This is a genomic window from Hymenobacter profundi (genome assembly GCF_019334315.1).
In the GTDB taxonomy this organism is placed as follows: domain Bacteria; phylum Bacteroidota; class Bacteroidia; order Cytophagales; family Hymenobacteraceae; genus Hymenobacter; species Hymenobacter profundi.
This window is the reverse complement of sequence record NZ_JAHWGL010000024.1, coordinates 1-23,501: the sequence shown is the minus strand read 5'-3', so window position 1 is coordinate 23,501 and position 23,501 is coordinate 1. Positions and strand designations below refer to the sequence as shown.

The 23,501-nt window shown below is 53.4% G+C and carries 18 protein-coding genes and 1 pseudogene; 7 read left to right on the top strand and 12 right to left on the bottom strand.

From position 1 onward, the window contains the following. Positions 1 to 14: 14 nt before the first annotated feature. Complete coding sequence (locus KYK14_RS08345; protein ID WP_219158410.1) at positions 15 to 1,292, bottom strand: asparagine synthetase B; 1,278 nt, start codon at positions 1,290 to 1,292, stop codon at positions 15 to 17. A gap of 223 nt (positions 1,293 to 1,515) precedes the next feature. Here KYK14_RS08345 and KYK14_RS08340 point away from each other — a divergent pair, with 223 nt between their 5' ends. The 4 genes from KYK14_RS08340 to KYK14_RS08325 all read left to right on the top strand — a co-directional run bounded on the left by KYK14_RS08340 (position 1,516) and on the right by KYK14_RS08325 (position 5,886). After that, the gene (locus KYK14_RS08340; RefSeq protein ID WP_219158408.1) at positions 1,516 to 2,754 is read left to right on the top strand and encodes an ABC transporter permease; all 1,239 of its coding nucleotides are present in this window, start codon (positions 1,516 to 1,518) and stop codon (positions 2,752 to 2,754) included. 414 nt (positions 2,755 to 3,168) lie between these two features. Next, positions 3,169 to 3,606, top strand: a complete 438-nt coding sequence (locus tag KYK14_RS08335; protein WP_208307312.1) for a hypothetical protein — start codon at positions 3,169 to 3,171, stop codon at positions 3,604 to 3,606. A 177-nt stretch (positions 3,607 to 3,783) separates the two neighbouring features. Continuing rightward, positions 3,784 to 4,779 (top strand): aldo/keto reductase, encoded by a 996-nt coding sequence (locus tag KYK14_RS08330; RefSeq protein ID WP_208307311.1) that lies wholly within the window; start codon positions 3,784 to 3,786, stop codon positions 4,777 to 4,779. 189 nt (positions 4,780 to 4,968) lie between these two features. Next, on the top strand, positions 4,969 to 5,886 hold the full coding sequence (locus KYK14_RS08325) for a helix-turn-helix domain-containing protein (RefSeq protein ID WP_219158406.1): 918 nt from the start codon (positions 4,969 to 4,971) through the stop codon (positions 5,884 to 5,886). A 192-nt stretch (positions 5,887 to 6,078) separates the two neighbouring features. Here the strand turns inward: KYK14_RS08325 and KYK14_RS08320 are convergent, their stop codons facing one another. From KYK14_RS08320 to KYK14_RS22445, 3 genes are all read right to left on the bottom strand, one after another. Beyond that, complete coding sequence (locus KYK14_RS08320; RefSeq protein WP_219158404.1) at positions 6,079 to 7,128, bottom strand: aldo/keto reductase; 1,050 nt, start codon at positions 7,126 to 7,128, stop codon at positions 6,079 to 6,081. A 185-nt stretch (positions 7,129 to 7,313) separates the two neighbouring features. Next, positions 7,314 to 8,651 (bottom strand): tRNA (N(6)-L-threonylcarbamoyladenosine(37)-C(2))-methylthiotransferase MtaB, encoded by a 1,338-nt coding sequence (gene mtaB / locus KYK14_RS08315; RefSeq protein ID WP_219158402.1) that lies wholly within the window; start codon positions 8,649 to 8,651, stop codon positions 7,314 to 7,316. Positions 8,652 to 8,724: 73 nt separating this feature from the next. Next, complete coding sequence (locus KYK14_RS22445) at positions 8,725 to 10,581, bottom strand: LTA synthase family protein (RefSeq protein ID WP_219158400.1); 1,857 nt, start codon at positions 10,579 to 10,581, stop codon at positions 8,725 to 8,727. A 390-nt stretch (positions 10,582 to 10,971) separates the two neighbouring features. Between KYK14_RS22445 and KYK14_RS08305 the strand changes: the two genes are divergently transcribed. Beyond that, a complete protein-coding gene (locus tag KYK14_RS08305) occupies positions 10,972 to 13,161 on the top strand; it encodes a glutamine synthetase III family protein (RefSeq protein WP_219158399.1) in 2,190 nt (729 codons plus the stop codon). A 235-nt stretch (positions 13,162 to 13,396) separates the two neighbouring features. Here the strand turns inward: KYK14_RS08305 and KYK14_RS08300 are convergent, their stop codons facing one another. From KYK14_RS08300 to KYK14_RS22655, 3 genes are all read right to left on the bottom strand, one after another. After that, positions 13,397 to 13,705: a site-specific integrase gene (locus KYK14_RS08300; RefSeq protein ID WP_219158398.1), complete on the bottom strand. Its 309-nt coding sequence runs from the start codon at positions 13,703 to 13,705 to the stop codon at positions 13,397 to 13,399. After that, positions 13,690 to 14,232 (bottom strand): phage integrase SAM-like domain-containing protein, encoded by a 543-nt coding sequence (locus KYK14_RS08295; RefSeq protein WP_219158397.1) that lies wholly within the window; start codon positions 14,230 to 14,232, stop codon positions 13,690 to 13,692. Before KYK14_RS08295 ends, KYK14_RS08300 begins: the two co-directional genes overlap by 16 nt. Positions 14,233 to 14,334: 102 nt before the next feature. Next, the gene (locus KYK14_RS22655) at positions 14,335 to 14,595 is read right to left on the bottom strand and encodes an Arm DNA-binding domain-containing protein (protein ID WP_484825366.1); all 261 of its coding nucleotides are present in this window, start codon (positions 14,593 to 14,595) and stop codon (positions 14,335 to 14,337) included. Between the two features lie 145 nt (positions 14,596 to 14,740). Between KYK14_RS22655 and KYK14_RS08290 the strand changes: the two genes are divergently transcribed. Next, a complete protein-coding gene (locus KYK14_RS08290; RefSeq protein WP_219158395.1) occupies positions 14,741 to 16,846 on the top strand; it encodes a PAS domain-containing sensor histidine kinase in 2,106 nt (701 codons plus the stop codon). A gap of 18 nt (positions 16,847 to 16,864) precedes the next feature. Further along, a complete protein-coding gene (locus KYK14_RS08285; protein ID WP_219158393.1) occupies positions 16,865 to 17,275 on the top strand; it encodes a response regulator in 411 nt (136 codons plus the stop codon). Positions 17,276 to 17,523: 248 nt separating this feature from the next. Here the strand turns inward: KYK14_RS08285 and KYK14_RS08280 are convergent, their stop codons facing one another. The 5 genes and pseudogenes from KYK14_RS08280 to KYK14_RS08260 all read right to left on the bottom strand — a co-directional run bounded on the left by KYK14_RS08280 (position 17,524) and on the right by KYK14_RS08260 (position 21,873). Beyond that, positions 17,524 to 18,918, bottom strand: coding sequence for a CBS domain-containing protein (locus tag KYK14_RS08280; protein ID WP_219158391.1), 1,395 nt, complete (start codon positions 18,916 to 18,918; stop codon positions 17,524 to 17,526). A 65-nt stretch (positions 18,919 to 18,983) separates the two neighbouring features. After that, positions 18,984 to 19,517, bottom strand: a pseudogene (locus KYK14_RS08275) (DUF2806 domain-containing protein); the annotation flags it as partial. Positions 19,518 to 19,913: 396 nt separating this feature from the next. Beyond that, positions 19,914 to 20,771 carry a hypothetical protein gene (locus KYK14_RS08270; RefSeq protein WP_219158386.1) on the bottom strand — a complete coding sequence of 286 codons (858 nt, stop codon included), beginning with the start codon at positions 20,769 to 20,771 and terminating at the stop codon, positions 19,914 to 19,916. Positions 20,772 to 20,855: 84 nt separating this feature from the next. After that, positions 20,856 to 21,323, bottom strand: a complete 468-nt coding sequence (locus KYK14_RS08265) for a hypothetical protein (protein WP_219158384.1) — start codon at positions 21,321 to 21,323, stop codon at positions 20,856 to 20,858. An 88-nt stretch (positions 21,324 to 21,411) separates the two neighbouring features. After that, on the bottom strand, positions 21,412 to 21,873 hold the full coding sequence (locus tag KYK14_RS08260) for a lipocalin family protein (protein ID WP_208307247.1): 462 nt from the start codon (positions 21,871 to 21,873) through the stop codon (positions 21,412 to 21,414). Positions 21,874 to 23,501 lie beyond the last annotated feature (1,628 nt).

Below are 23,501 nucleotides of genomic sequence, written 5' to 3'. Positions count from 1 at the left end.
TGACAGTACTGTTATTAGGTCTTCTGCTTCTTTTTCTTTGCGGCCGGGAACAGCACGTTGTTGAGAATTAGGCGGTAGCCGGGGGAATTGGGATGTAATGCGAGGTCGGTGGGTTCTTCTTCTACCATGTGCTGGTAGTCTTCGGGGTCGTGGCCGCCGTAGAACGTCCAGGTGCCTTTGCCCAGGGTGCCGTGCATGTAGCGCACTTCGCCGGAAGCCTTGTTTTCGCCCATTACTACTACATCGGGCTTGATGAGCGACTTGCGGAAAGCCGTGGTCTGGCCCATAAAGCCTTTTATCACCTTCTCATGGTCCTGGGTGAGCATGGTGGGCACGGGGTCGTACTTGGCCGAGAACGTGAACAGCTGGAAGTAGTCGTTGCCCTCGTACACGCCCCGCTCGGCGGGCTGCATGTCGATGGTGGAGAATTCGTACTCGTACGGGTCGCGCACAATCTGGAAATTCTGGAAGGCCAGCGTGCGGTTGAAGTTGAGCTTGCTTTGGGCCTGCGGATCGGGTGGGTCGCCGTCGTACATAGCGTCTACCATGTCTACCCCCAGACCGGCCAGGGCAATATCGTAGGTGTCGGTGGCGCCGCACATGGCAAACATGAAGCCGCCGCCCGCAATAAAGGCCTGCATTTTGGTTACCACGGCGCCCTTCATCTCGCTCACCTTGGCAAAGCCGTTGCGCTTGGCCGCGGCTTCGGAGTCGCGCTGCTGCTGCTGATACCAGGGCCGGAAGCGGTAGTTGCGGTAGAATTTGCCGTACTCGCCCGTAAAGTCTTCGTGGTGGATGTGTAGCCAGTCGTACTTAGGCAGGTCGCCGCGCAGCACTTCGTCGTCGTAAATCTGGGTGTAGGGAATCTCGGCGTAAGCCAGCACCAGCGTCACGGCGTCGTCCCAGGGCTGCTTGCCTTTGGGCGTATACACCGCAATTTTGGGCACCTTCTCCAGCTTCATGATGTCCATGTTGGCGTTGGGGTCGGCAATCTGGCTGAGTACGCCGGTGTACTGCGCCTCCGAAATCACCTGGTACGTGACGCCCCGCACGGCCAGCTCGTTTTCGGCGCCGGCCACCGCGTCGAAGGCAAAGGCCCCGCCCCGGTAGTTCAGGAGCCAGTCCACTTCCACCTGCTTGCCCAGCAGCCAATAGGCAATGCCGTAGGCCTTCAGGTGCTCTTTCTGCGCCTCATCCATCGGAATGAGAATGTGGTTGGCCCAAGCCGCAACGGGTGCGCCTACCCAGAGGACAGCCAGCAGCAGGAGAGAAAGTAAACGCTTCGACAACATAGAATAAGCAACTAAAAACCGCGAAAGAAGAACAACGTGCTCAGTCCGGAAAACGAGATAAAAGCCCGTGTACTATGCCGGTTGCCCGGCTTATTGGCCTCGTCAACAACTCATATCGCATCTAAACAAATGTAGCGAAACGGGGCGGGAGTTGTGCCGAAAGCGCCTACCTTGCACTACCCACTACCCGGCTCGTTGCCGGGTAGGTGCACCACGTTTTGCCATGGACTTTTTAGAAAACATAAAGGAGGCGTTCCGTTCCATCCGGAGCAATCTGCTGCGTACCATCCTCACGGCCCTCATCGTGAGCATCGGCATTATGGCGCTGGTTGGTATTCTGACGGCTATTGACGCCATGAAGTTCTCGCTGAGCCAGACGTTTGCTAGTCTGGGAGCCAACTCATTCGAAATCAGTGCTAAAGGATATAATAATCGCTCCCGACGTGGGGGTGTGCAGGAAAAAGTCTACCCGGTTATCACCTATTTGCAGGCCCGGCAGTACAAGCAGCAGATCGGCGACGAAGGCCGGGTGGGCATCTCGGCCTTTATTTCGGGAGCAGTAGAGGTGAAGGCGGGTAGCGAGAAAACCAACCCCAACATGCGCGTAGTGGCCGGCGACGATAACTACCTGTTGATTCAGAGCTACAACCTACTGGCAGGCCGCAGCTTCTCGGCATCTGAACTGGAAAGCGGCGCCAACGTGGCCATTGTAGGCCAGGAAATCAAGGATAAGCTGTTCCCAAGCCAGAGCCCGATAGGGGAGTATGTGTACCTGATGGGGCGCCGCTTTCTGGTGGTAGGCCAGCTGGAAAAAAGCGGCAGCACCATGGGCGGCGGTGGCGCCGACCGCACCGTGCTGATTCCGCTAGAAACCGGCAACCAGATGCCCCGTCAGCAGGCCCTGAACTACGAAATCAAAACCGCTACCCCTGACCCCAATAACCTCACCTACCTCACCGGCCTGGCTACCGGCTCCATGCGCGCCGTGCGCCACGACGCCCTGGGCCAGCCCGATTCCTTTGAGATAGAGCGCAGCGACTCGCTGGCTGCCAAGCTGGATGAGCTGTCGGGTAATATCCGTATCGGGGGCTTTCTGGTAGGATTCATCACGCTGCTCGGCGCCAGCATTGCCCTCATGAATATCATGATGGTATCTGTGACGGAGCGCACTCGTGAAATTGGTATCCGTAAGGCCTTGGGCGCTACCTCCCGCCAGATTCGGCAACAGTTTCTAATGGAAGCCATTGTGATTTGCCTGCTGGGAGGTGCCTTGGGCGTAGCGCTGGGCGTGGCCATGGGCAACGGCGTAATGCTGTTTGTGGGTGGTGGCGGTTTCCTGGTGCCCTGGGTCTGGATTATGCTAGGCCTGCTTATCTGCGTGAGTGTCGGGCTGGCCTCGGGCTACTATCCCGCCAGCAAAGCCGCCAAGCTCGACCCCATCGAGTCGCTTCGCTACGAGTAGGTTCTTACTCTATTCCGATTTCACACGAAGATAGAGGAGCTGAAAAGGGAGGTGAAAGGAGTTCAATCGTTCGGCGATACTCTTTCACCTCCCTTTTTCAGCTTCTCTATCTTCGTGTGAAATACTATTATACAAATGTTGTTATTATGGATATGTAAAAACATGTATATATTTGTGCTTTCACAGAATGTAGCGTATATGGCCACAAATAGCACGGTAGGACAACGAATTAGCCAGTTGATAGGACAATTGGGTATTTCCAAAAATGCCTTTGCTATGTCTTTGGATAAAACGGCAACGGTGATTCAACACCTTGTAGACGAGCGAAATAAGCCGGGATTTGACCTTTTGTGTAAAATATTTGAGACGTACCCAGCGGTATCGAAAGATTGGTTGATGCAAGGAGAAGGGACTATGTTTGCCACCACTGTGGCTCCCGCCGAAGCAGCGCAGCTTGTGGCTACTCCTCCGGTAGCTGCTACCGCACCGGCACCCGTAGAAGAATTACCCGCGCCAACACCCGTAGCGGCCACACCAACACCGGCGCCTGCCCCAGTGGCCCCCGAGCCGATAGTGCAAGCGCCTGCTCCAGCACCAGCAGCGCCTGAGCCAGTAGCGCCCGCCCCGACGCCGCCAATTGCTTCTTTACCCCCAGCGCCAGCGCCCGTTGTAGCTGCTCCGGCTGCTATGCCGGCTGCTCCTGCCGCTTCCGATGCAAGCTGGCAAACGGCCCTTTACACGCAGCAAATGGCGCATCAGTTGGCTATGGCCGAGATGCGCAATCAGCATTTACAGGAGCAGCAGCGCATGATGCAACAAATGATGGAACTGATGCAGCGGCAGCTCAGCTAGGATTGCTACCCACTTAATCAACTAAGAAGCACCGGTACCTACCGGTGCTTTTTTTATGAACTGTACTATGCTGCTGCGTTTTGTGTAGCATTCTCCGCAGTTTGTATACACTCAACGCTTAGTAGATGCCAGACCTTTGTAGAGCAAAAAGATAGTTCAACATTTAGGTATAACATCATGAGCAGTATCAAACGAGTAGCCCTGGGTAGCCAGGGGTTGGAAGTGCCCGTCGAAGGGTTGGGCTGCATGGGCATGACGGGTGGCATCAACGGCATGAGCGTATACGGCGAAGCCGATGAGCAGGAAAGCCTGGCAACCCTGCACCGCGCCCTGGAGCTGGGCGTAAACATGCTAGACACCGCCGACTTATACGGTCCCATGCTCAACGAACGGCTGATCAGCAAAGTCCTGGCTGGCCAGCGCGATAAGTATATCGTCGCCACGAAGTTCGGTTTCGAGGTAGACGATCAGGAGAACTGGACTGGCGGCTATAACGGCCGCCCCGAATACGTGCGCAAGTCCATTGAACGCTCCTTGCGCAACTTGGGCACCGACTACGTGGACCTCTACTACTTGCACCGCCTCGACCCGAATACGCCCATTGAGGATACCGTAGGCGCTATGAGCCGGCTGGTAGAGGAAGGCAAGGTGCGCTACCTGGGGCTAAGCGAGGTAGACGCCGACATTCTGCGCCGAGCGCACCAAGTGCACCCTATTTCGGCGCTGGAAACGGAATATTCGCTCTTCGACCGTGGAGTAGAAGAAAAGGGCACGTTGCAGGCGGCGCGCGAACTGGGCATTGGCTTTGTGGCCTACTCGCCATTGGGTAGGGGCTTTTTGTCCGGCGATATCAAAACGCCCGACGACTTCGAGCCCAACGACTCGCGCCGTTTCTTCCCGCGCTATCAGGGTGAAAACTTCTACAAAAACCTGGAGTTGGTAGAGAAGCTGCAAGCTTTGGCTCAGGCAAAAGGCGTCACGGCTGCGCAACTCGCCTTGGCTTGGGTGCTGGCCCAAGATGTAGTAGTGATTCCGGGCACCAAGCGCCGCAAGTACTTGGAACAAAACGTGGCCGCCGCCAGCATCGAGCTAACCCAGCATGAATTAGCCGAGATAGAAGCCATTATGCCGGTGGGTAGTGCAGCCGGCGCGGCCTACCCCGAAGGGCTATAAGTGAAACAATGGGCAGTACGCCCAGCCTGGAAAACATTGCAGCTGCGTTGGCATTTTAGTAGTGCCAACGCAGCTTCCAGTTTGGTAGAGATGCCAACGAGTGCCTTTCTACGTTGCCTGACTCCAGCATTCTTTCTCGGTGAGCAGTGCTGGGTAACTCAGTCCACAGATTCTACATTTATCTGCCCCATGAAACCTACCGCTAGAGAATTTCAGTTGCTGGCGTCCGTATCCGACTTTACGCGACACTTTGGGTTTCCCGAGCCGGTGCACCCGTTATTGACGGTAATCGACTTGGAGAAAACGCGCCACCTCACGCCGCCTACTACGCCGGCGTTGCGGCAGCTCTACATCATTGCCCTAAAGAAAGACCTGCGTGGTCAGATGCAATACGGCCGGCAGAGCTACGATTTCAGCAACGGGGTGCTGGGGTTCTATGCGCCCGGCCAGCTCTGCGAAGGCAACGACGGTTTGGATATTTCGGCGCTGAGCGGCTGGATGCTGGTTTTTCACCCTGATTTGTTGGCGAAGTATCCATTGGGAAAGAAAATCACCGGCTACGGCTTTTTTTCCTACCAGGTGCATGAGGCCCTGCACCTTGCGGCCCACGAGGAAAGCGCGTTGGCCGGGTTGATTGACGGGATACGGCGAGAATGCGAACAGCCCATCGACGCCTTTAGTCAGGATGTGCTGGTGTCGCAGCTTGATGTGCTGCTGAGCTACGCCAACCGCTTCTACCACCGGCAGTTCCTTACCCGCCGCACCGCCGAGCACGACCTGCTCAGCCGCTTCGAGGAGTTGCTGACCGCCTACTTTGCCCAAGACGACGGCGAACAGCCGTTGCCTACCGTGCAGTACTTCGCCGATGCGCTGCACGTGTCGCCGGCCTACCTTAGCGACATGCTCCGTACCCTCACGGGGCAGAGCACCCAACAGCACATTCATCAGGCCCTGATCGAAAAAGCCAAGCGCCTGCTGCTATCCACTTCCCTTACTATCAACGAAACAGCTTTTCAGTTGGGCTTCGAATATCCGCAGTATTTCAGTCGGTTATTCAAAAGCAAAACCGGCCTGACGCCGGCTGAATTTCGGTTTTCAGTGCAGTAGGGTAGATAGTATTCAGTTCAGGTGGTGCAGAGGCTAAGAGGCTGTTTGAGTTAACTACTGCACGATGACGAGACGCATACTTGCGTCTCGTCATTGAACGATTCAAGCGGCTGACGTTCAACAATGAGACGCAAGTATGCGTCTCTACATCGTGCTTCTTAATGATGGCAACAGTGACACATTAGGGTAAAGCTACTGCCAACCCTGCACAGAATTACCGCCGAAAATGCTCTTGTTTACGGTCGGCGTGAAGATGCCGTAGGGAAAGGCCGGGGGTAGGGCGCTGGCTTCGTTTAACTGCCGGAGCTGGTCGGGGGTGAGTATGATGTCCAGTGAAGCCAGGTTGTCGTGTAGCTGTTCTTGCCTGCTGGCACCCAGAATCAGCGACGTAATGCCGGGTTGCGCCGTGGCCCAAGCCAGCGCTACCTGGGCCAGCGGCCGGCCAACTTGCGCCGCCACTGCCCGCAGAGCGTCGAGCACGCGCCAGTTGTGGTCCGTGAACTTGGAATCGCCGAACGGATTGCTGCCGCTTAGTCGGCCTTCGCCGGTCGTGCCGGCGTCGTTGCGCTGGTATTTGCCGGCCAGAAAGCCAGCTGCCAGCGGGCTCCAGGGTAGAACGCCCAAGCCACACTCGTGGGCGGCGGGCATGTGCTCCTGTTCGATATGCCGCTCCACGAGTGAATACTCCAGTTGCATGGCGATGGGGCTGGGCACGGCGTGCGTCTGCGCCAGCGTGGCGGCTTTGGCGGCATACCACGCCGGAACATCAGAAAAGCCGAAATAGCGGATTTTACCGGCGCGCACTAGGTCGCCCAGCGTTTGCAACACTTCCTCCACGGGCGTCACCATATCCCATACGTGCAGCCAATACAGATCAATATAGTCGGTTTGGAGGCGGCGCAGCGAGGCTTCCAGCGCCTGATAGATGTTTTTGCGGCCGTTGCCGCCGGCGTGTGGGTTGCCGGGCGCGGTGTTGAAGGCGAACTTGGTGGCCACTACCAGCTGGTCGCGCAGGCCGCGTTCGGCTATGTAGCTGCCTACCAACTCCTCGCTGCGGCCTTTGGCGTACACATTAGCCGTGTCAATGGAGTTGCCGCCGGCATCAACATACGCATCAAAAATAGCCCGCGATACCTCATCAGAGGAGCCCCAGCGCGGCGTGCGAAACGTCATGGTGCCCAAGGTAAGCGGACTAACCAGCAGGCCGGAGCGGCCCAAGGTGCGGAAATCAGTAAGGTTCATAAAGACAATAAATAGGGTAGGGTACTGACCTCTAACGGTCGATGTGCGACAAAGGTCGGGGTGTGGCCCGGCGCTGATACAACACAAACCGTTGCTTCTGCTACACAAAACGCGGCAAGGCGCGGAGCCACGGCAGTAAATGCCAGTGACCCCGCGCCTTGCCGCGTTTTAGCAGGTTGGATGGGCTAGTGCTGAAAAACTTCTATCCCCAATTCCTCTGCTTCCATTAAGTTTTGGGAAGTGACGGCCGTGAGGCGCAGGCGCTTCAGCTCGCCCACCAGCAACGGGTCGTACTTGGCCGTCACGCGGATGTAGTTGGGCGTGAAGCCCTCCATTTGGCCGTTTGTTACGTCGTCCTCAAACAGCACTTCGGCTTCCTGGCCCGCGTGCTGCTCGTAGAAGAAGCGCTTCTTCTTCTCCGACAGGCTACGCAGCTGCGTGGTACGCTCGTGGCGGGTGCGGTCCTGCACCCGGCCGGGTAGGGTAGGTGCCAGCGTATTCGCCCGCTCTGAGTAGGGAAACACGTGCAGGTAGCTCACATCCAGCTCATTCAGAAACTGGTACGTGTCGAGGAAGTCAGCCTCCGTTTCGCCAGGAAAGCCCACAATCACGTCTACCCCAATACAGGCGTGGGGCATCACTTCCTTGATTAGGCGCACGCGCTCCTGGTACAACTCGCGGCGGTAGCGGCGGCGCATCAGGCCCAGAACCTTATTGGAGCCCGATTGCAGCGGAATATGAAAGTGCGGCGCAAACCGCTTCGACTGCGCTACAAAACGGATAATCTCGTCGGATAGCAGGTTGGGCTCGCAGGAGCTGATGCGGAAGCGGTTGATGCCCTCTACCTCGTCCAGGGCCTGCACTAAGTCGTAGAAGTTTTCCCGCCGCTCGCGTTCCGGACCTTGCAGGCCAAAGTCGCCCAGGTTCACGCCCGTCAGCACGATTTCCTTCACGCCGGTAGCGGCCAGCTTTTCCACGCGTTCCACTACGCTCTGCACCGAATCGGAGCGGCTGTGGCCCCGCGCCAGCGGGATGGTGCAGAACGAGCAGGAGTAGTCGCAGCCGTCCTGCACCTTCAGGAACGTGCGCGTCCGGTCGCCGTAGCTGTGGGCCGCGTGAAACTCGGTGGCCTCGCTGATGGGCGAAGCGTACACGCGCCCCGGCCCGGTGGTAGGCTTCTCAAAACCGGCGAGCGTTTCCACCAGCCGAAATTTTTCGGCGGCGCCCAACACGGCGTGCACGCCGGGAATCTCGGCAATTTCCTGCGGCTTGAGCTGCGCGTAGCAGCCTACAATGGTCACGAAAGCCTCGGGATTGTGCTTGAGGGCTTCTTTCACCACCTTGCGGCATTTGCGGTCGGCATGGTCCGTGACCGAGCAGGTATTGATAACGTAAATATCGGCCGCGTCCTCAAAGGCTACTTTCTCGAAGCCATACTCTTCAAACTGTCGCCCAATGGCGGAAGTCTCGGAGAAATTGAGCTTGCAGCCCAGCGTGTAAAAGGCAACTTTCCTGGTTTCCATAAGCAAGCCGCAAAGATACGACGCAGGCGCTGAATGGAATAATGGAGGTAAGAAGGAAGCGTTATAGGACCTGCTATTTGCGCAAAAAATTCTCGAACGACACCTGCTCATAGGCCTGCCCCAACTGTACCTGCGAAGCTGCGGTGCCGGGCGTTTTGTAAATCACACGACGGCCCACGTTGTCATATAGCACGGTGTCCTGTGGAGTGAGCAGGCCGAAGCCGTCGGTGAAGCAGTAGAACGCAAAGGAGCGCGCCGCCAGGCGTAGCAGGTCGCGGCTGAAAGAGTAGGGGGCTGCTGGTAGTCCCAGTTGTCCCAGCAGCGTGGCCGCTACGTCTGTCTGCGAGCCCATTACATCAATGGTTTTTCCCTGCGCGGCGGGAAGCAGGGCGCCGCCCGTTAACACCAACGGAATATGAAACTTCTCCGGGGCGTAATTAGGGGTGTTGCCGGGCTGCGGGTGGCCGTGGTCGGCTACCAGTACCACCAGCGTATTGTCCCACCACGGCTGCTGGCGGGCCGTGTGCAGAAATTGGCCTAGCACGTGGTCGGTGTAGTACACGGAGTTGCGGAACAGGTTGGCCTCATTGGTGCCGGGAAAGCGCGGGCGCATGGGCACATCAAACGGCTCGTGGCTGCTGAGCGTGAAGGCCGTCACGAAGAAGGGCTGCCGCTGGTGCTCCAAATCGGTGAGGATGCGCTGGAACAGCACGTGGTCGTGGGCGCCCCACTTCGAATTCTGCTCATCGGGCTGGAAGTCGGCACGTTCCGTCAGCGCATCGTAGCCGCCAGCGACCAGGTAGCTCTTCATATTGGCAAAAGCCAGCTCGCCACCATAATAATAGTGCGAGGAATACCCGGCCGCCTGCAAGGAGCCTACCAGCTGGGGCAGCCGCTCGGTTTTGCGCGGATACTTAATAATGCTAGTGGTAGGCTGGTTGGGGTAGCCCGAGAGCAGCGCCACCAAACCCTTCTGGCTCCGGTCGCCGGCCGCATAGATGTGGCTAAACCGTACGCCCGTGCGGCTCAGGCTGTCCAGGGTAGGCGTCACGCCGGCCTCGCCACCCATGCTGCCTACCAGCTTGGCCGTGAAACTTTCCAGAATAATAAACAGCAGGTTGGGCCGTTGCGTGCGCAGCAGGGTAGGCGGCGGCAACATGGTAACGTCTGGCCGGTACAGCGCCGCAACCCGGCGAGCAGCCGTGGTATCAGGCATGAAGTGATACGGATTGGGCCCAGCATTTTGGAGGAACAGCGAGTTCATCACGTTCCAGGGCACATTCACGGCCGCGTGATTGGCAAACAGCTGCGGCGCGAAGTATACGTCGCTTTGGTTGATCGGAATCTGTTGCAGGCCGCCCCGCAGCGGCACGATCAGCAGCAGCATGTATAACAGGCCAATCAGCCCGGCCCTACCCCGGCCAACGTGCGGGGGTAGGGGAGCCAGTCGGCCTACCACTCCTTTATATAAGAGCCAGCCCACCACGAGTAGGACTGCGAATAAGGTCGTCAGCAGCAGCAAGGGAGCCGAAGCGGCAGAGGCCGCCATCTCGCCGGGGGTATCTATATACTGTAGCGGCGTGGCATCAAGCCGAAATCCCCAGGCTTTATACAAAGCCAGATCGGCGACCGATAAGAACGATACGACCACGCCCGCCACCGCCGAGAAGCCCCGTACAAGGCGTTCCTGCGGAAAGGCAGGTCCTAATAGGCTACCCAGCATGAGCAGCGCAAAGGGTAGGAGACATACATACGCCGTGGCTGAGGCATCCAGCCGCAAGCCATAGCCAAAAACCTGGGCAATAGTGCTTAGCGATAGCGAAGTAGTGTCACTCCACTGATAAAGCAGAAAAAGAACCTTGGCAACAACGAAAAAAAGTAGCCAGAACAGAAAGTAACGGGGCTGAAATGCAAAACGGGTAGTATTCACAGCGCAAAAGTAGCGCGCCGAGCGTTGGATGCTTACTACAATAGAAAAGTATGGGCTGTGCTAAGCCTCAAAAGCGAGCTATTGTATTTGCTGGCAATGGCTTGAAGGAAAAATAATGGGAGCCTTTAGAAAATATTTTGCCCAGTGAAATAACCGCAAACGTTTCCGGATATATATAAGAGAAAGCATATGTTGGGTACCGATTTATATTTCAAACGTTTTAGTTGGTAGGTGGGGTATTTTTTATGGTGCCTGTGGAAATAAGTGAGGATTTTTCTGAAAAAGGGGTGAAAAAATAAGGGGGTATAGGTTTGGTATTTAGAAAAATGCTGCTTTACCTTTGCTAACACCACCCGTCATCAGCCAAACGTATCCTGTTTAACTTCTTACATGGCCATTCTTCGTTTCAAAGCTCTTGAATTAGCTGACACGCGTCAGCCGCTGCCGGTCTTCACTTCCGCCGAGCGCCGTTCCGATAACTTCGGTAAAAACGTCTTTAATCTGGATGCAATGCGGGCAAACATGCCCGGCGAGTATTTCAAGAAGCTTCAGAATGCCATCAAACAGGGTGCTGCCGTAGAGCGCTCCGTAGCCGATGCCGTAGCAGCAGCTATGAAGACCTGGGCTATGGCTAAGGGTGCTACGCACTACACGCACTGGTTTCAGCCACTTACAGGTTCCACTGCCGAGAAGCACGACTCGTTTTTCGATCTGAACTCCGACGGGCGGCCAATTGAGAATTTCAAAGGCTCGGCGCTGGTACAGCAGGAGCCCGATGCTTCGTCGTTCCCCAACGGCGGCATCCGCAATACCTTCGAGGCCCGCGGCTATACCGCTTGGGACCCTACCTCGCCTGCCTTCATTATCGAAACAGCTGGTGCCAAAACGCTCTGCATCCCCACGATTTTCGTGGCCTACACCGGTGAAGCACTCGACTACAAAGCTCCGCTGCTGAAGTCGCTGGCTGCCCTGGAAAAAGCCGCCGTTGACGTTTGCCAGTACTTCGACAAAGACGTACAGCGCGTAAACACCACGCTGGGCATCGAGCAGGAGTACTTCCTAGTAGACAAGGCGCTGTTCAACGCCCGCCCCGACTTGGTGCTGACCGGCCGTACGCTGTTCGGCCACGCGCCGGCTAAAGGCCAGCAGCTCGAAGACCACTACTTTGGCTCTATCCCGAGCCGGGTGCACGCCTTCATGCTGGACTTTGAGGAGGAAGCCAACAAGCTGGGCATTCCGTTGCGTACCCGTCACAACGAGGTAGCCCCCAACCAGTTTGAGTGCGCGCCTACCTTCGAAGATGCCAACCTCGCCGTCGACCACAACCAGCTCCTGATGGACATCATGGATCGGGTGGCCGAGAAGCACGATCTGAAAGTGCTCCTACACGAGAAGCCATTTGCTGGTGTAAACGGCTCGGGCAAGCACAACAACTGGGCAATGAGCACCGATACGGGCGTTAACCTGCTCGCACCTGGTCGCAAGCCCAAAGAAAACCTGCAATTCCTGACGTTCTTCGTCAACGTAATTAAGGCTGTACACACCCACGGTGCACTGCTGCGCGCCAGCATTGCCTCGGCCAGCAACGACCACCGCCTGGGTGCCAACGAAGCCCCGCCGGCCATCATGTCGGTATTCGTAGGCTCGATGCTGGACTCGGTGCTCGACGAATTAGAGCGTACGGCCAAAGTGCCACTCGATAAAGGCGACAACATCTACCTAAAGCTAGGCATCGATAAGATTCCGGCTATCCTACTCGATAACACCGACCGGAACCGTACGTCGCCCTTCGCCTTCACCGGCAACAAGTTTGAGCTGCGGGCGGTGGGGTCTTCGGCCAACTGCTCGTCGGCCATGACTACCCTAAACGCCGTAGTAGCCGATCAGTTGATTGAGTTCAAGAAATCAGTGGACGAGCTGATTGAGCAAGGCAAAAAGAAAGAAGTTGCTATTGTAGACGTACTGCGCGAATACGTGATTTCTTCTAAAGCCATTCGCTTCGAGGGCAACGGTTACTCGCAGGAGTGGGAAGAAGAAGCCGCTCGCCGCGGTCTGCCCAACGTGCGCACCACGCCCCAGGCGCTGGACGCCCTGGTAACCGCTGACGCCGAAGCCCTGTTTGCCCGCCACGGTATCTTCTCGACGGTAGAGCTGCACGCCCGCCACGAGATTCTGCTGGAGGAGTACATCAAGAAGATTCAGATTGAAGGCCGCACGATGGGTGACCTAGCCATCAACCACATCATCCCAACGGCCGTAGCCTACCAAACTAAACTGATCGAGAATGTACGCGGCCTGCGCGAACTGGGCCTCGACGACGAGCACTCGCAGGTGACGGTAGACACCATTAAAGCTATTTCGCGCCACATCAGCACCATCAAAACCGAGGTGGATGCCATGACCAACAGCCGCAAAGTAGCCAACAAGCTTGAAGACACGCACGCACGGGCTATTGCCTACTGCGATACAGTGAAAGCACATTTCGACACCATCCGCCGCTCCACCGACAAGCTGGAGCTGATGGTGGCCGATGAGGACTGGCCGCTGGTAAAGTACCGCGAACTTTTGTTCCGGCACTAACATCAGCAGCACAGAACCAAACCGAAGTTGGGTGGGAATTTTCTTCGGTTTTGGTTTCGAAAAGGGCGTTCCGGGTGGGGCGCCTTTTTTTTGACCCTGCTACAAGAGGTTATACCGAATCGCCTCATACGTTTCGTATGAGGCGTTTTTGTGTGTTCTGTATAACTGCAGACAATAATCGATAACAACACTTTGCCCCCTTTTTTTGGGGTAATCTGCCCCCTATTGGGAATCCCTAGGCGACTCTGCGGGCAGTCTTGCGAGCAGTCTGCACCAGCTCCTGCTCGTCGATGCCCAGGTAGCGGTTGAAGCTCTTCTCGGTGGTGTGGCCGGTGGCCAGCATCACCTGCGCCTTGGGAATGCCCTGGTAAATCTTCAGCGTGGCGAAGGTCTTGCGGCCCAGGCGCGTGGAGAGCGGAATGCGGTTGAGGCTCGCCAGGTGCTGCACGTGGGGCAGATAGTCGTAGATCTCGCGCACATAGGGTAGGCAGGTGGCCAGACCCAGCGGGGCGTACTGCTCGATGAGGGCTACAGGTCGGAACACGTCGTCGAAGTAGGGGATGACGCAGAGCACGCCGGTCTTGTTGGCGTGAATGCGGACCACTTCGCCGGCCAGGTGCTCGGGGTCCAGGCGGTTGGCGTCGCCCAGGCGCAGGCCCAGGTAGCAGCAGAGCAGCAGAGCAGCACCTTGTCGCGCACGTGCTGCAGGCGCTGGTGGTGCTCGTCGAGGGTGACGATGGGGCGGCCGCCGGGCAGCTCGCGCTCGGCCTGCTCAAAGTGCTCGGCCACGTAGGCGCGCACCTGGGGCGTCGAGAGGTCCACGGCGGCCAGGCGTAGCAGCTCGTTCTCGGTGAGGGCATCCACGCCGCGGTAGCGCTCGGGCGCCTCGAAGTCCTGGTAGCGGCGGTTGACGGGAATGTCCTGCCGCTCGCTCCAGTGCAGAAACGCCTTCAGGCGCTTCACGTGCGCGCTCAGGGTGTTGATGCTGTGCCCGCGCGTGGTGAACACGTAGCGCTGAAATTTGGCGTAGAACTCGTGGTTCATGCCCGCGAAGGTGAGCGGGTAGCGCACCTGCTGGCTGAATCCACTGCTGCATGGTGTCGAGTAGCGGGGGAGCCGGTGGATCGAGTAGGGGTAGGCCGGGGGCGTCGGGTTGCTTGTCGGTGTCGCCGGCTAGCAGTAGGTAGCGCCGGCGAATCTCGGCCTCCATCTGCGGGGCGGTGAGGCGCTGGCCACGCACGGCCGCGTCGCGGTGGGCGTTGTGGGCGGCCTCAGTCCAGTGCTGGAGCACGAGGTTGCGCTGCTCGGCGTAGGCGCCGGGCTTTCGCCCGAGGCCAGGCGCAGGCGCTTGCCTTCCCAGTAAAAGGTAAGCTGAATAGAAGCGAGGCCCTTTTTGTTGAGTTTGTCCTTCCGTAACTCGCGGGTAACTTCCATGGGGGCAAGTATAAGCAGAAGCGGCCTCTACTTATAAAACACGAGCCTTCCCATAGCAGTGGGCAACAGATTGTGCGCAATTCTGCACATACAAAAAGAAGCATATGTTACCTTCGTACGCCTCGTCGTGTATGCTCCCCCTACTATGTCTGATTTATCTGCGTCGGCTCTGCCAAACGATAGTGCTCACCTAGAAGGCTTATCACGGGTGCTGATGGAAACAGCACAAACCGGTGTTATGCTGCTGCGCCCCTGCTACGCTGCAGACAGCGACACCATTGTTGACTTTGCCTATGTAGCACTCAATTCGTTGGCGCGACAGCAGTTACGCCTACCTGAGCACCCGCGTGAGTCATTGCTGACGCTTTTTCCTGCGACTAAAGAGGAGGGCGTGTTTAAGTTCTACTGCGAGGCCTTTCTCTCGGGCGAGGTCATGCGTTGGCAACATATATACCAGCACGACGGGCTGGATGGCTATTTCATGCTTGCTGCACAGCGCTACGAGCAGGTGTTGGTCGTCAACTTTACCGATAACAATGACCGGCCCCGCACGGCCATAGAAGATGCCCTGCGTGAAAGTCAGACTCGGGAAAAGGCCGCCCGTGCCGAGGCGGAGCGTCAACGCGGCGAGCTGGAGCGCGTGTTTGAACAAGCCCCAATAGCCATTGCCGTGTACCGGGGACCGAATTATATCATTGAGCTGGCCAATTCCACGGTGGCCCGGCTCTGGGGGCGCACTCAGGACCAGCTCCTCGGCAAGGGCTTATTTGAAGCCCTGCCGGAGGTAGCCGGTATGGGTTATGAAGAGCTACTCGACGGCGTGATGGCGACCGGCGTGCCCCACGTGGCCCGCGCCATGGAAGCGCAGCACGATCGGAACGGTCAACGGGAGACTGTGTACTGGGACTTTGTGTACGTACCCATGTACGCCGCCGATGGTAGCATCAATGGGGCGATGGTGGTAGCTAATGAAGTGACGCAGCAGGTGCGCGCGCGTCAGCAGGTCGAACAGCTCAACTACGAGTTGGAAGCCCGCGTGGGGGAGCGCACGCGTCAGCTGACTGAGCAACAGGCGCTCCTAAGCCAGATTCTGAGCAATGTACCGGCCTACATCGCGACCCTCACGGGCCCGGAGCACCGCTTCACGTTCTTCAACGAGCTATTCCACCAGCTTTCCGCCGGCCGCGTCGAGCTGAATTTGCCTGTGGAGGAGGTGTTGCCCGAAGCAGTAAAGCAGGGGTTTATCAGCATACTGGATCAAGTATACGCCACTGGTATGCCCTACATTGGGCAGGAAGTGCCCATCTATCTCTATAACGCAGCTACTGGGCAGCAAGAGTTGCAGTATCTGAACTTTGTCTACGAACCGCTCACGGACAAGCAGGGGAGTACGGTAAGCATCTTGGTATTTGCCGTGGATGTGACGGAGCAGATGCTCGCGCGCCAGCAAACGGAAGCAGCGCAGGTGCGGGTACAGCAACTCAACGAGGAGCTAGCGGCCATCAATGAGGAACTGCAGGCGACGAATGAAGAACTGCTCGGGTCGAATACGCAGCTGCAGCACATCAACACGGACCTGGACACGTTTGTCTACGCGGCCTCGCACGATTTGAAATCGCCCATTGCCAACATTGAGGGGCTGATTGACGCTCTGCGGGAGTACTTGCCCACCGAAGCGCAGGAGCCCATGGTGCCGCGCCTGGTTGGCATGATAGACAATTCCATCGCGCGCTTTCAAAAGACCGTAGAGCACCTAACGGAGGTGTCGCGGCTGCAAGCTACTCGGCAGCTACAGACGCCGGAGACGCTGCACTTGGCTAGTATTCTGGAAGAGGTTCGTCTGGACTTGCTGCCGCTACTGGAAAGCAGCCACGCCGACCTTCACATTGCGGTAGAAGACTGCCCCAGCATTCATTTCCCGGTGAAGAGTATGCGCAGTGTGTTCTTCAACCTGCTGAGCAATGCCGTGAAGTACCGTGCTCCCGACCGCGAGCTACGCGTGCAGGTGCGCGCCCAGTGCCTGCCGACGCGCCTGGTAGTCGAAGTGCAAGACAATGGGTTGGGCCTAAGCGAAGCGCAGCAAGCCCAATTGTTTACCATGTTCAGGCGCCTGCACACGCACGTGGAGGGCTCGGGCGTAGGCCTTTATTTAATTAAGCGAACAGTCGAAAACGCAGGCGGTACCATCACGGTGCACAGCCAGCTCGGCGTTGGCTCAACCTTTACGGTGACGTTGCCGCGCCGCGCGTAACGTTGCCACTCTGTACTTATGGAAAAACTTCCGCATATTCTGCTCGTTGATGACGACGATACCACCAATTTCATTCACGAGACGCTGCTTACCAAGTTGCAGGTAAGCCACGATATCCGCGTGGCCACGAGCGGGGAGCAGGCTCTTGAGCTACTTACTCAGCCACTGCCCTACGTGCCCACCTTGCTGCTGCTCGACTTGGCAATGCCGGGGATGGGGGGCATTGCGTTTTTGGAAGCCTACCAGCGCCTGCCGCAAGCGCAACAGGACGCCACCAAAGTTATCGTGCTCACCACGTCGATGGATTCGCGCGATTTAGAGCGCATCGATGAGCTACCGATTGCCGGACTCGCTAGCAAACCGCTTAATCGCGAGAAGATTGATACGTTGCTGCGGCTCCATTTTCAGCGGCAGCTGCCAGTGGAATAGGTGGGTTCTAGTAGTTGAATCCCTTTCCCTGTGAAAGTAGTAAGGCTTGCTAGGTATGTTCCTATCTCGGCAGGAGTGAAGAACTGCCCGTACTATTTTTGTGGGTTTCGCTGGCTGCTGCGTATTCAGTAGCTAGGCGAGCAGCGTAAACACTTGGTAGCTCCTGAGTAAGAGGCGCATTTACGATAACTAGTTCTATATCTTCCTCTCGTATCTTTAAGTAAATCTAACTACGAAAGTATAGCTTCTCAAGCTGAATAAGGTAAGCCGTTAAATGTCTCGATGATAGAGCGGATATCCTCAGGAATAAATCCTACGATACGTGTGGCTGCTCTAAGCTGGTTTTCATCGCAGCCTAGTTTGTTACACCAGTAGGTTATCTTCCACTTCTCTCGTAGCGAAACTTTTGTCGGCCTCCATCGGAGAAATACTATATGCCGCGAAGTAACATTGGCTACTTGTACTCGCCAGCCGATATTCAACCAGAGCTGTACTTGCTCTGAATCCTCAATCCACCAGCTGTTGTGATCAAGAGCTGCGCTAGGTAGAGGTTGCTGGAGTATATCCATGATTTTCGTAATGGAAATACCAAAGGATTCTATAGAGCCAGGTACCACCTTCAAATACTCAAGAAGAGGAGCATACTTGGTAGCTAGAGGGCTTTTGGATTCTAGAGGTGTAGTAGCTACAATAACAGCTACTTCAGGCGTCTCTTGTGTGTCAATCGCTACGGAAGTAGAGTTGTCTACAACGTCCACAGTTGGTACAGGTAAAGAATTGTTTTCAGTCGAAACCTGATGCATCTCAAACCATTCGGCACAGAAGCGAAGTCGATGGCGTTCGACTGGGGTTAAGTCACCCCGTAGGTGTACTAGCTTATTGCGTAGTTCTCGTACATCATTCATCATCTTGCACCAAGCGGTACTAGCTATACAGAAAGTGGGTTCTAATTTATCCCAGGCTTTCTGCGCTAACTGAATGAATTCGCTGAGGGTTAAATCTTGAAACCCTTTTGGGTCGGTTTTTAAGGCGAAATGACGGTCGACATTAGTTTCGATATCGGCCTGTACAATAGGGTAATTATTAGTTTGACAAAAAGCTTTCAGAGAAGCTTGTGCTTTTTTTCGGACCCCATCCCAAGAATTACTCAGACTATCAATGGCCTCTCGTATCTCTGGACTTTCCTCCTCTGTGACGTTATACGCTCGGAGCAAATGTGCTCTGAGTGTACTCTCTATATCACCAATCAGTACTAAGTCCTCTGTACGCTGCCGAAAATATTGCGTGGTATCGTAGTTAGTAATGATACCAATAAGTTTGTTATCAGTATTGATAATGAAGGCTGCGGAAGCCGTGAGTAGATAGTTGAGTACGTACAGTAGATTTTCGTCTGACTGAAAGGCATGCACCTTTACAAGTGCATCCTGTACGCGCAACTCCTGAAGCTTAGCACCAAAATGCAGTAAGGCACGCGCGATAGAATCGCTAGTTACCATGCCCAATGGCTTATGTTGATCATCCACAACCGGTAATTGACTGAAGTCGTGTTCGATCATCAGCGCAAGTGTTTCTGCTAAGCTTTTGTTGAGATTAGTAGAAACTATTATTTGATCGTGAACTAAATGACCTGCCTGAATCGACATTTTTAAATTTTCAGATATTTGTGTTGATAATATTGTTAGCTAGTTTGTTTAAGAGATATTTAGTGTTATTTGCTCACATCATAATCTTTATCTATATAATATTTCTCCCAATAATTAAGAATATTATAATCAATTTCGGGTTTAACTATTAATGATAATTCTTTACCTATCGAAGTTAATGCAACATCTCCAATGCTAATACTTGGCTCATTGTTAAGCCTCGTTCTAATATTTAGTACTTGTCCATTATAGTTTATTTTTATTTCATGCTTTCTTAGAATATATCCGGTTGAAATATTTAGTGAAATAAAATAAATACTTTCTAAATGAATGATTTCGGAAAAACTTATATTAAATGGCGGTTTATTTATATCTCTAATATCTAATAATACGTATGAATCAGTGCTATTATTGTCAATTATAGTGATGGATAATATAAAAGTGCATAATTTTCGAAATAATAATGCATCTTTTATAGACAAAGAAGATAATAAATTTATCGTTCTGATAGAAAAAGAGCCTTGTTTATTGACTTCACCAGCTAGAATTTGTGACCATAATTGCTGCATTTGTTCATTAGAGATGAGACGATTTTTTTTGAAGAAATTTGCTAGCTAATCTTCCTCAATATTTTCCGGAGTAGCGTCTTCTCTGAGATTTGGTAATGCTCCAGCTACTATAGAATCGATATTGCGCTGCTCACGCATTGCTTGTCCTAAAAGCCGGTCTTCAGCACGTTGCGCTAAACTTGCTATCTCCTGGTCAGCTTTCGCATCAATAACACGTGCATCAGCTTTGGCTTGTGCCTCACGTCGTATTTGCCAAGGCTTAAATGCTCCTCATAATGCTTCTGAGCATTTTTCTATAAGAGTAATTCTGGTCTTGTTAGAACTAAGAGCTGCTGTGCTCAGAATTGGAGCTGTCCCCAGGATCATAATGGTAAATCTAATATTTTGGGTGTATGGTTTATGTATGCTGTAATAATATATATCAAACTAGAAGGGCATACTATCATACTTCGACACAATATTTATTAAATAATTTATAGTTGTTTTTGCTCTTAAATCTGGTATTTTATTTACAAGATGAAGTATTATTGTATCTATTTCACTTTTGTCTGGATATTGACCTTTTATTTTGAAAACTCCTAAACGTTCTAAATCATGTATAGCTTTATATATTTCGTTTTCTTCCTTACTACTCAACTTTTCTTTGTAATCAATATCTATTTGTTTATTGCCGTTTCTTTCAATTTTATCTAGTCGATTATTAATGCTTTTCATAAATTGTTTTAATGTCTGTGTTTCTGTAGAGATATTATCTAAATTAAAATCAATATTTTTAAACTGACTTAAAAAAGTTTTATATTTCCCATCTTTGTATGTTTTGTATACATCCGATAATTTAGTGCTGAGTTTCTTTTTAAAGGTTTGAGTATCATAATAGCGCATATCCTTCCTATAGTCTATATAACGAATAGCATTGATATCAAAAGGATAATTTCCTTGCTCATCGAATATTACGACAACAGGTAGTTTTGAAGCAAGGCGTAAACCAAGCTCAAGCATCACATTGGGGTTGCGGCTACTTACATCACAGACTACAATCTCATTCTCGTAGATATTAGTTACAATACTTGAATGGATGATATCATCACGGCCAGTAGCACTAACAAGCTCACAAGTGAATTTTGCATCCTGAGCGGCTTCGCGGACGAGTTGTAGCATCTCGCTCCAATGATTGGCAGGGTAATCTGTTGTACCGCTGATAGGCATAATAACCCCACAATGAGGTAATTCAGGCTTTTCTTTCGGCTGTTTGGTAGTTTGCTCAGAATTAGTAGCGTCTGCCATAGTGTATACTTTTTAGGTTTTAGTTCGGTCAGTTATGCCCGCCGCGCAGCAACTCCCGCATCGGGGGATTCTTAAGGCTACACGTTAGCGTGTATACTCGCCTCCAGTAACTAAGCGAAAAGGGCCCGTGGACGACGAGCGAATTTCTTCCTGTTCTATTTGCAGGGTATTGCTTGTTAGCTTCACGATAGTGAAAGGCCAGAAGCGGTAGCTGCTTGTTAGCGGAAGATCAATCGTAAGCGTCTGATCCTGGCGAGTATAATGTGCCGTGTAGGGTGTAGCTTCAATGGAAGTAGTAGAGAAGCGTAGTAAACCGAAAAGGCTTTTTGATAGAGTGAGACTGTCCTTCGTCAGCGTCAGCGTTTCGTCAGCTACGGCAGGAGGAATAGTTGATTCGTTGGTAAGTGTGCCATTCGTATTATAAGTGCGGGAGTAAGCCCGTTGCAGCTTCCAGGTGCCTTCCAGGGTAGGCTCGGGCTCTGGGTTGTCTCTGGAGCAGGCGGTGGTGAGCAGCACGATGCTCAGCAGTAGCAGGGAGAGAATGCGCAACATAGTAATAAGATTAAGTGAGTAAATTAATTCGGTCGGTTATGCCCGCCGCGCAGCAACACCAGCATCGGCGGCTTCTTGGGGCTACGCGTTAGCGCGTGTATATACCCCCGGTGGCAAAGCGTGTAGGCCCTCCAACATAAGATGTAACTATTGGTGAGGACTGTTCTATCTCTAGGCTATTGCCATCTAGCTCTAGAATGGTGAAGTAGATGTTGCTCGTTGATAAATCAATAGTAAGCGTTTGGTCTTGCCGAGTATATGGTGCCGTGTAGGATATAGTTTTGAGAGGATTGGCCCATGCTCTTTCTTGGCCGAACAGGCTTCTGGAAAATCCGATACTGTCACGCTTCAGCGTGAGCGTTTCGTCGGTAAAGGTGGGCGGAATGTCGAAATCTTTGGCAATTGTGCCATCCGCATTATAGTAACGATAGTAAGCACGTTGCAGCTTCCAAGTGCCTTCGAGGGTAGGCTCGGGTTGTGGGTCATCCTTGGAGCAGGCGGTGGTGAGCAGTACGAGGCTCAGGAGTAGGAGGGAGAGAATGCGCAGCATAGAGATAAGGTTGAGTAAGTGATGCAGGCTGGTTTTTGACTCTGTGACGTGTGCTTATTGGATACGCGCGTAACGCTCCGTCGAAATTGAATAGGTAACGCCTTTAGGGTTATATATATAGGGCGAAAACATCTCCTTTCTTCTATAGCGGATTTTCAGAGAGGTAGCAGTCAGCTCTACCACCGTAATGCGGGTATAGAATTCTATGGTAGGCGTAGCTACGAGCAAACTATCCTGCTGTGTAAATTGAAAGGGGCTCCTGCCATATATAGGCCAGCCCGTTTTGTAGAAGAATTGAAGCGTGTTGCCCTTAACAGCCAGATATCGAGTGGTGAGCGTATCCTTATCCTGTATGTTATGTAATTCAATAGGGTAAGCTAGCGTGCCAATGCTGTCATACATAGCGTAGGTCTGGCTTCTTAATAGCCACCGGCCTTGCAGCGTGGGTGCGGGTGCTGGATCCTCTTCTTTGTTCTTGGAATCGGAGCAAGCGGTAGTGAATAGCGCAAGGCTAAACAGAAAAGCAGAGAGAAGACGTAGCATAGGAATAAGATCAAGCAGATGAGTAGATTAATTTGGTCGATTATGCCCGCCGCGCAGAAGCACTAGCATCGGCTGCTTCTTGGGCAAATAGTTAGTAGGTAGGTTCAAATGAGAATGAATGTTTTAGCTTTAAGTGCCCCAGCTTTTGGCATGTAGTAGGTCGTAGGATCAGAGGAAAAGTTGATACAGTCTCTTGTACCACGTACTACCTTGATCCAGTGTGGATACTCTTTTAAAATAATTACTGCGTCGCCTGGGCGTAAGCGCATAGCTGAGCGGCCGGTTAACGTATCTCGTAGTTCACGGTATAGCACGGTTTCAATAGCAAGCTGTAACCCACGCGGCTTTACACTATTCTTTAAGGCTTGTTCGACACTGACTGGTTGAGGTGGCAGCCGTAGGCTGTCTTGAGCCCAGACAGTTGTTGGTACTAGCCAAACTGTAAGTAGGAGTAGTTGCTTCATTAGTTCAGTTGGTTATGCCCGCTGCACGGTATCGTCCTGTGAAGGAGGCGTTTGTGTCAACAGGTCTTTCGCTATAATGATGATTGCCCATATATAGAAGAAGGTGGAAATCAGGTTGAAAGCAGAATAGGAATCAAATGTATAAGTGCTAGGTAACTTGCATAGATAGTAGCCTAAGTATCGGCGACTTCTTGGGACTACTTGTTACCGAGTGTACACGCCTCCAGTAACCAAGCGAAAAGGTCTAGTAGGTGCCGGACGAAGTTCTTCCTATTGTATTCCCAGAGCGCCACTGGTCAACTTCACAATAGTGAGCGGTCAGAAGTGGTAGGGCACATTAATAGTAAGTCTCTGATCGTGGCGAGTATAAGGGGCCGTGTCGGATGTGACTTCGATGAAAGTATGATAGGTACGCAGCAGACCGAAAAGACTTTTTGATAGAGTGAGAGTATCCTTCATTAGCGTCAGCGTTTCCCCAGATAAACGGGTGCTTCATTGGCAAGGGTGCCATCGGTATTGTAATAGCGAGAATAGGCATGTTGTATTGTAGGCTTCCCCATTTAGGGAGCCAGTTGTGAGCAGAGAAAAGCGTATTTTCACTACCTGACAACTGAGACATGA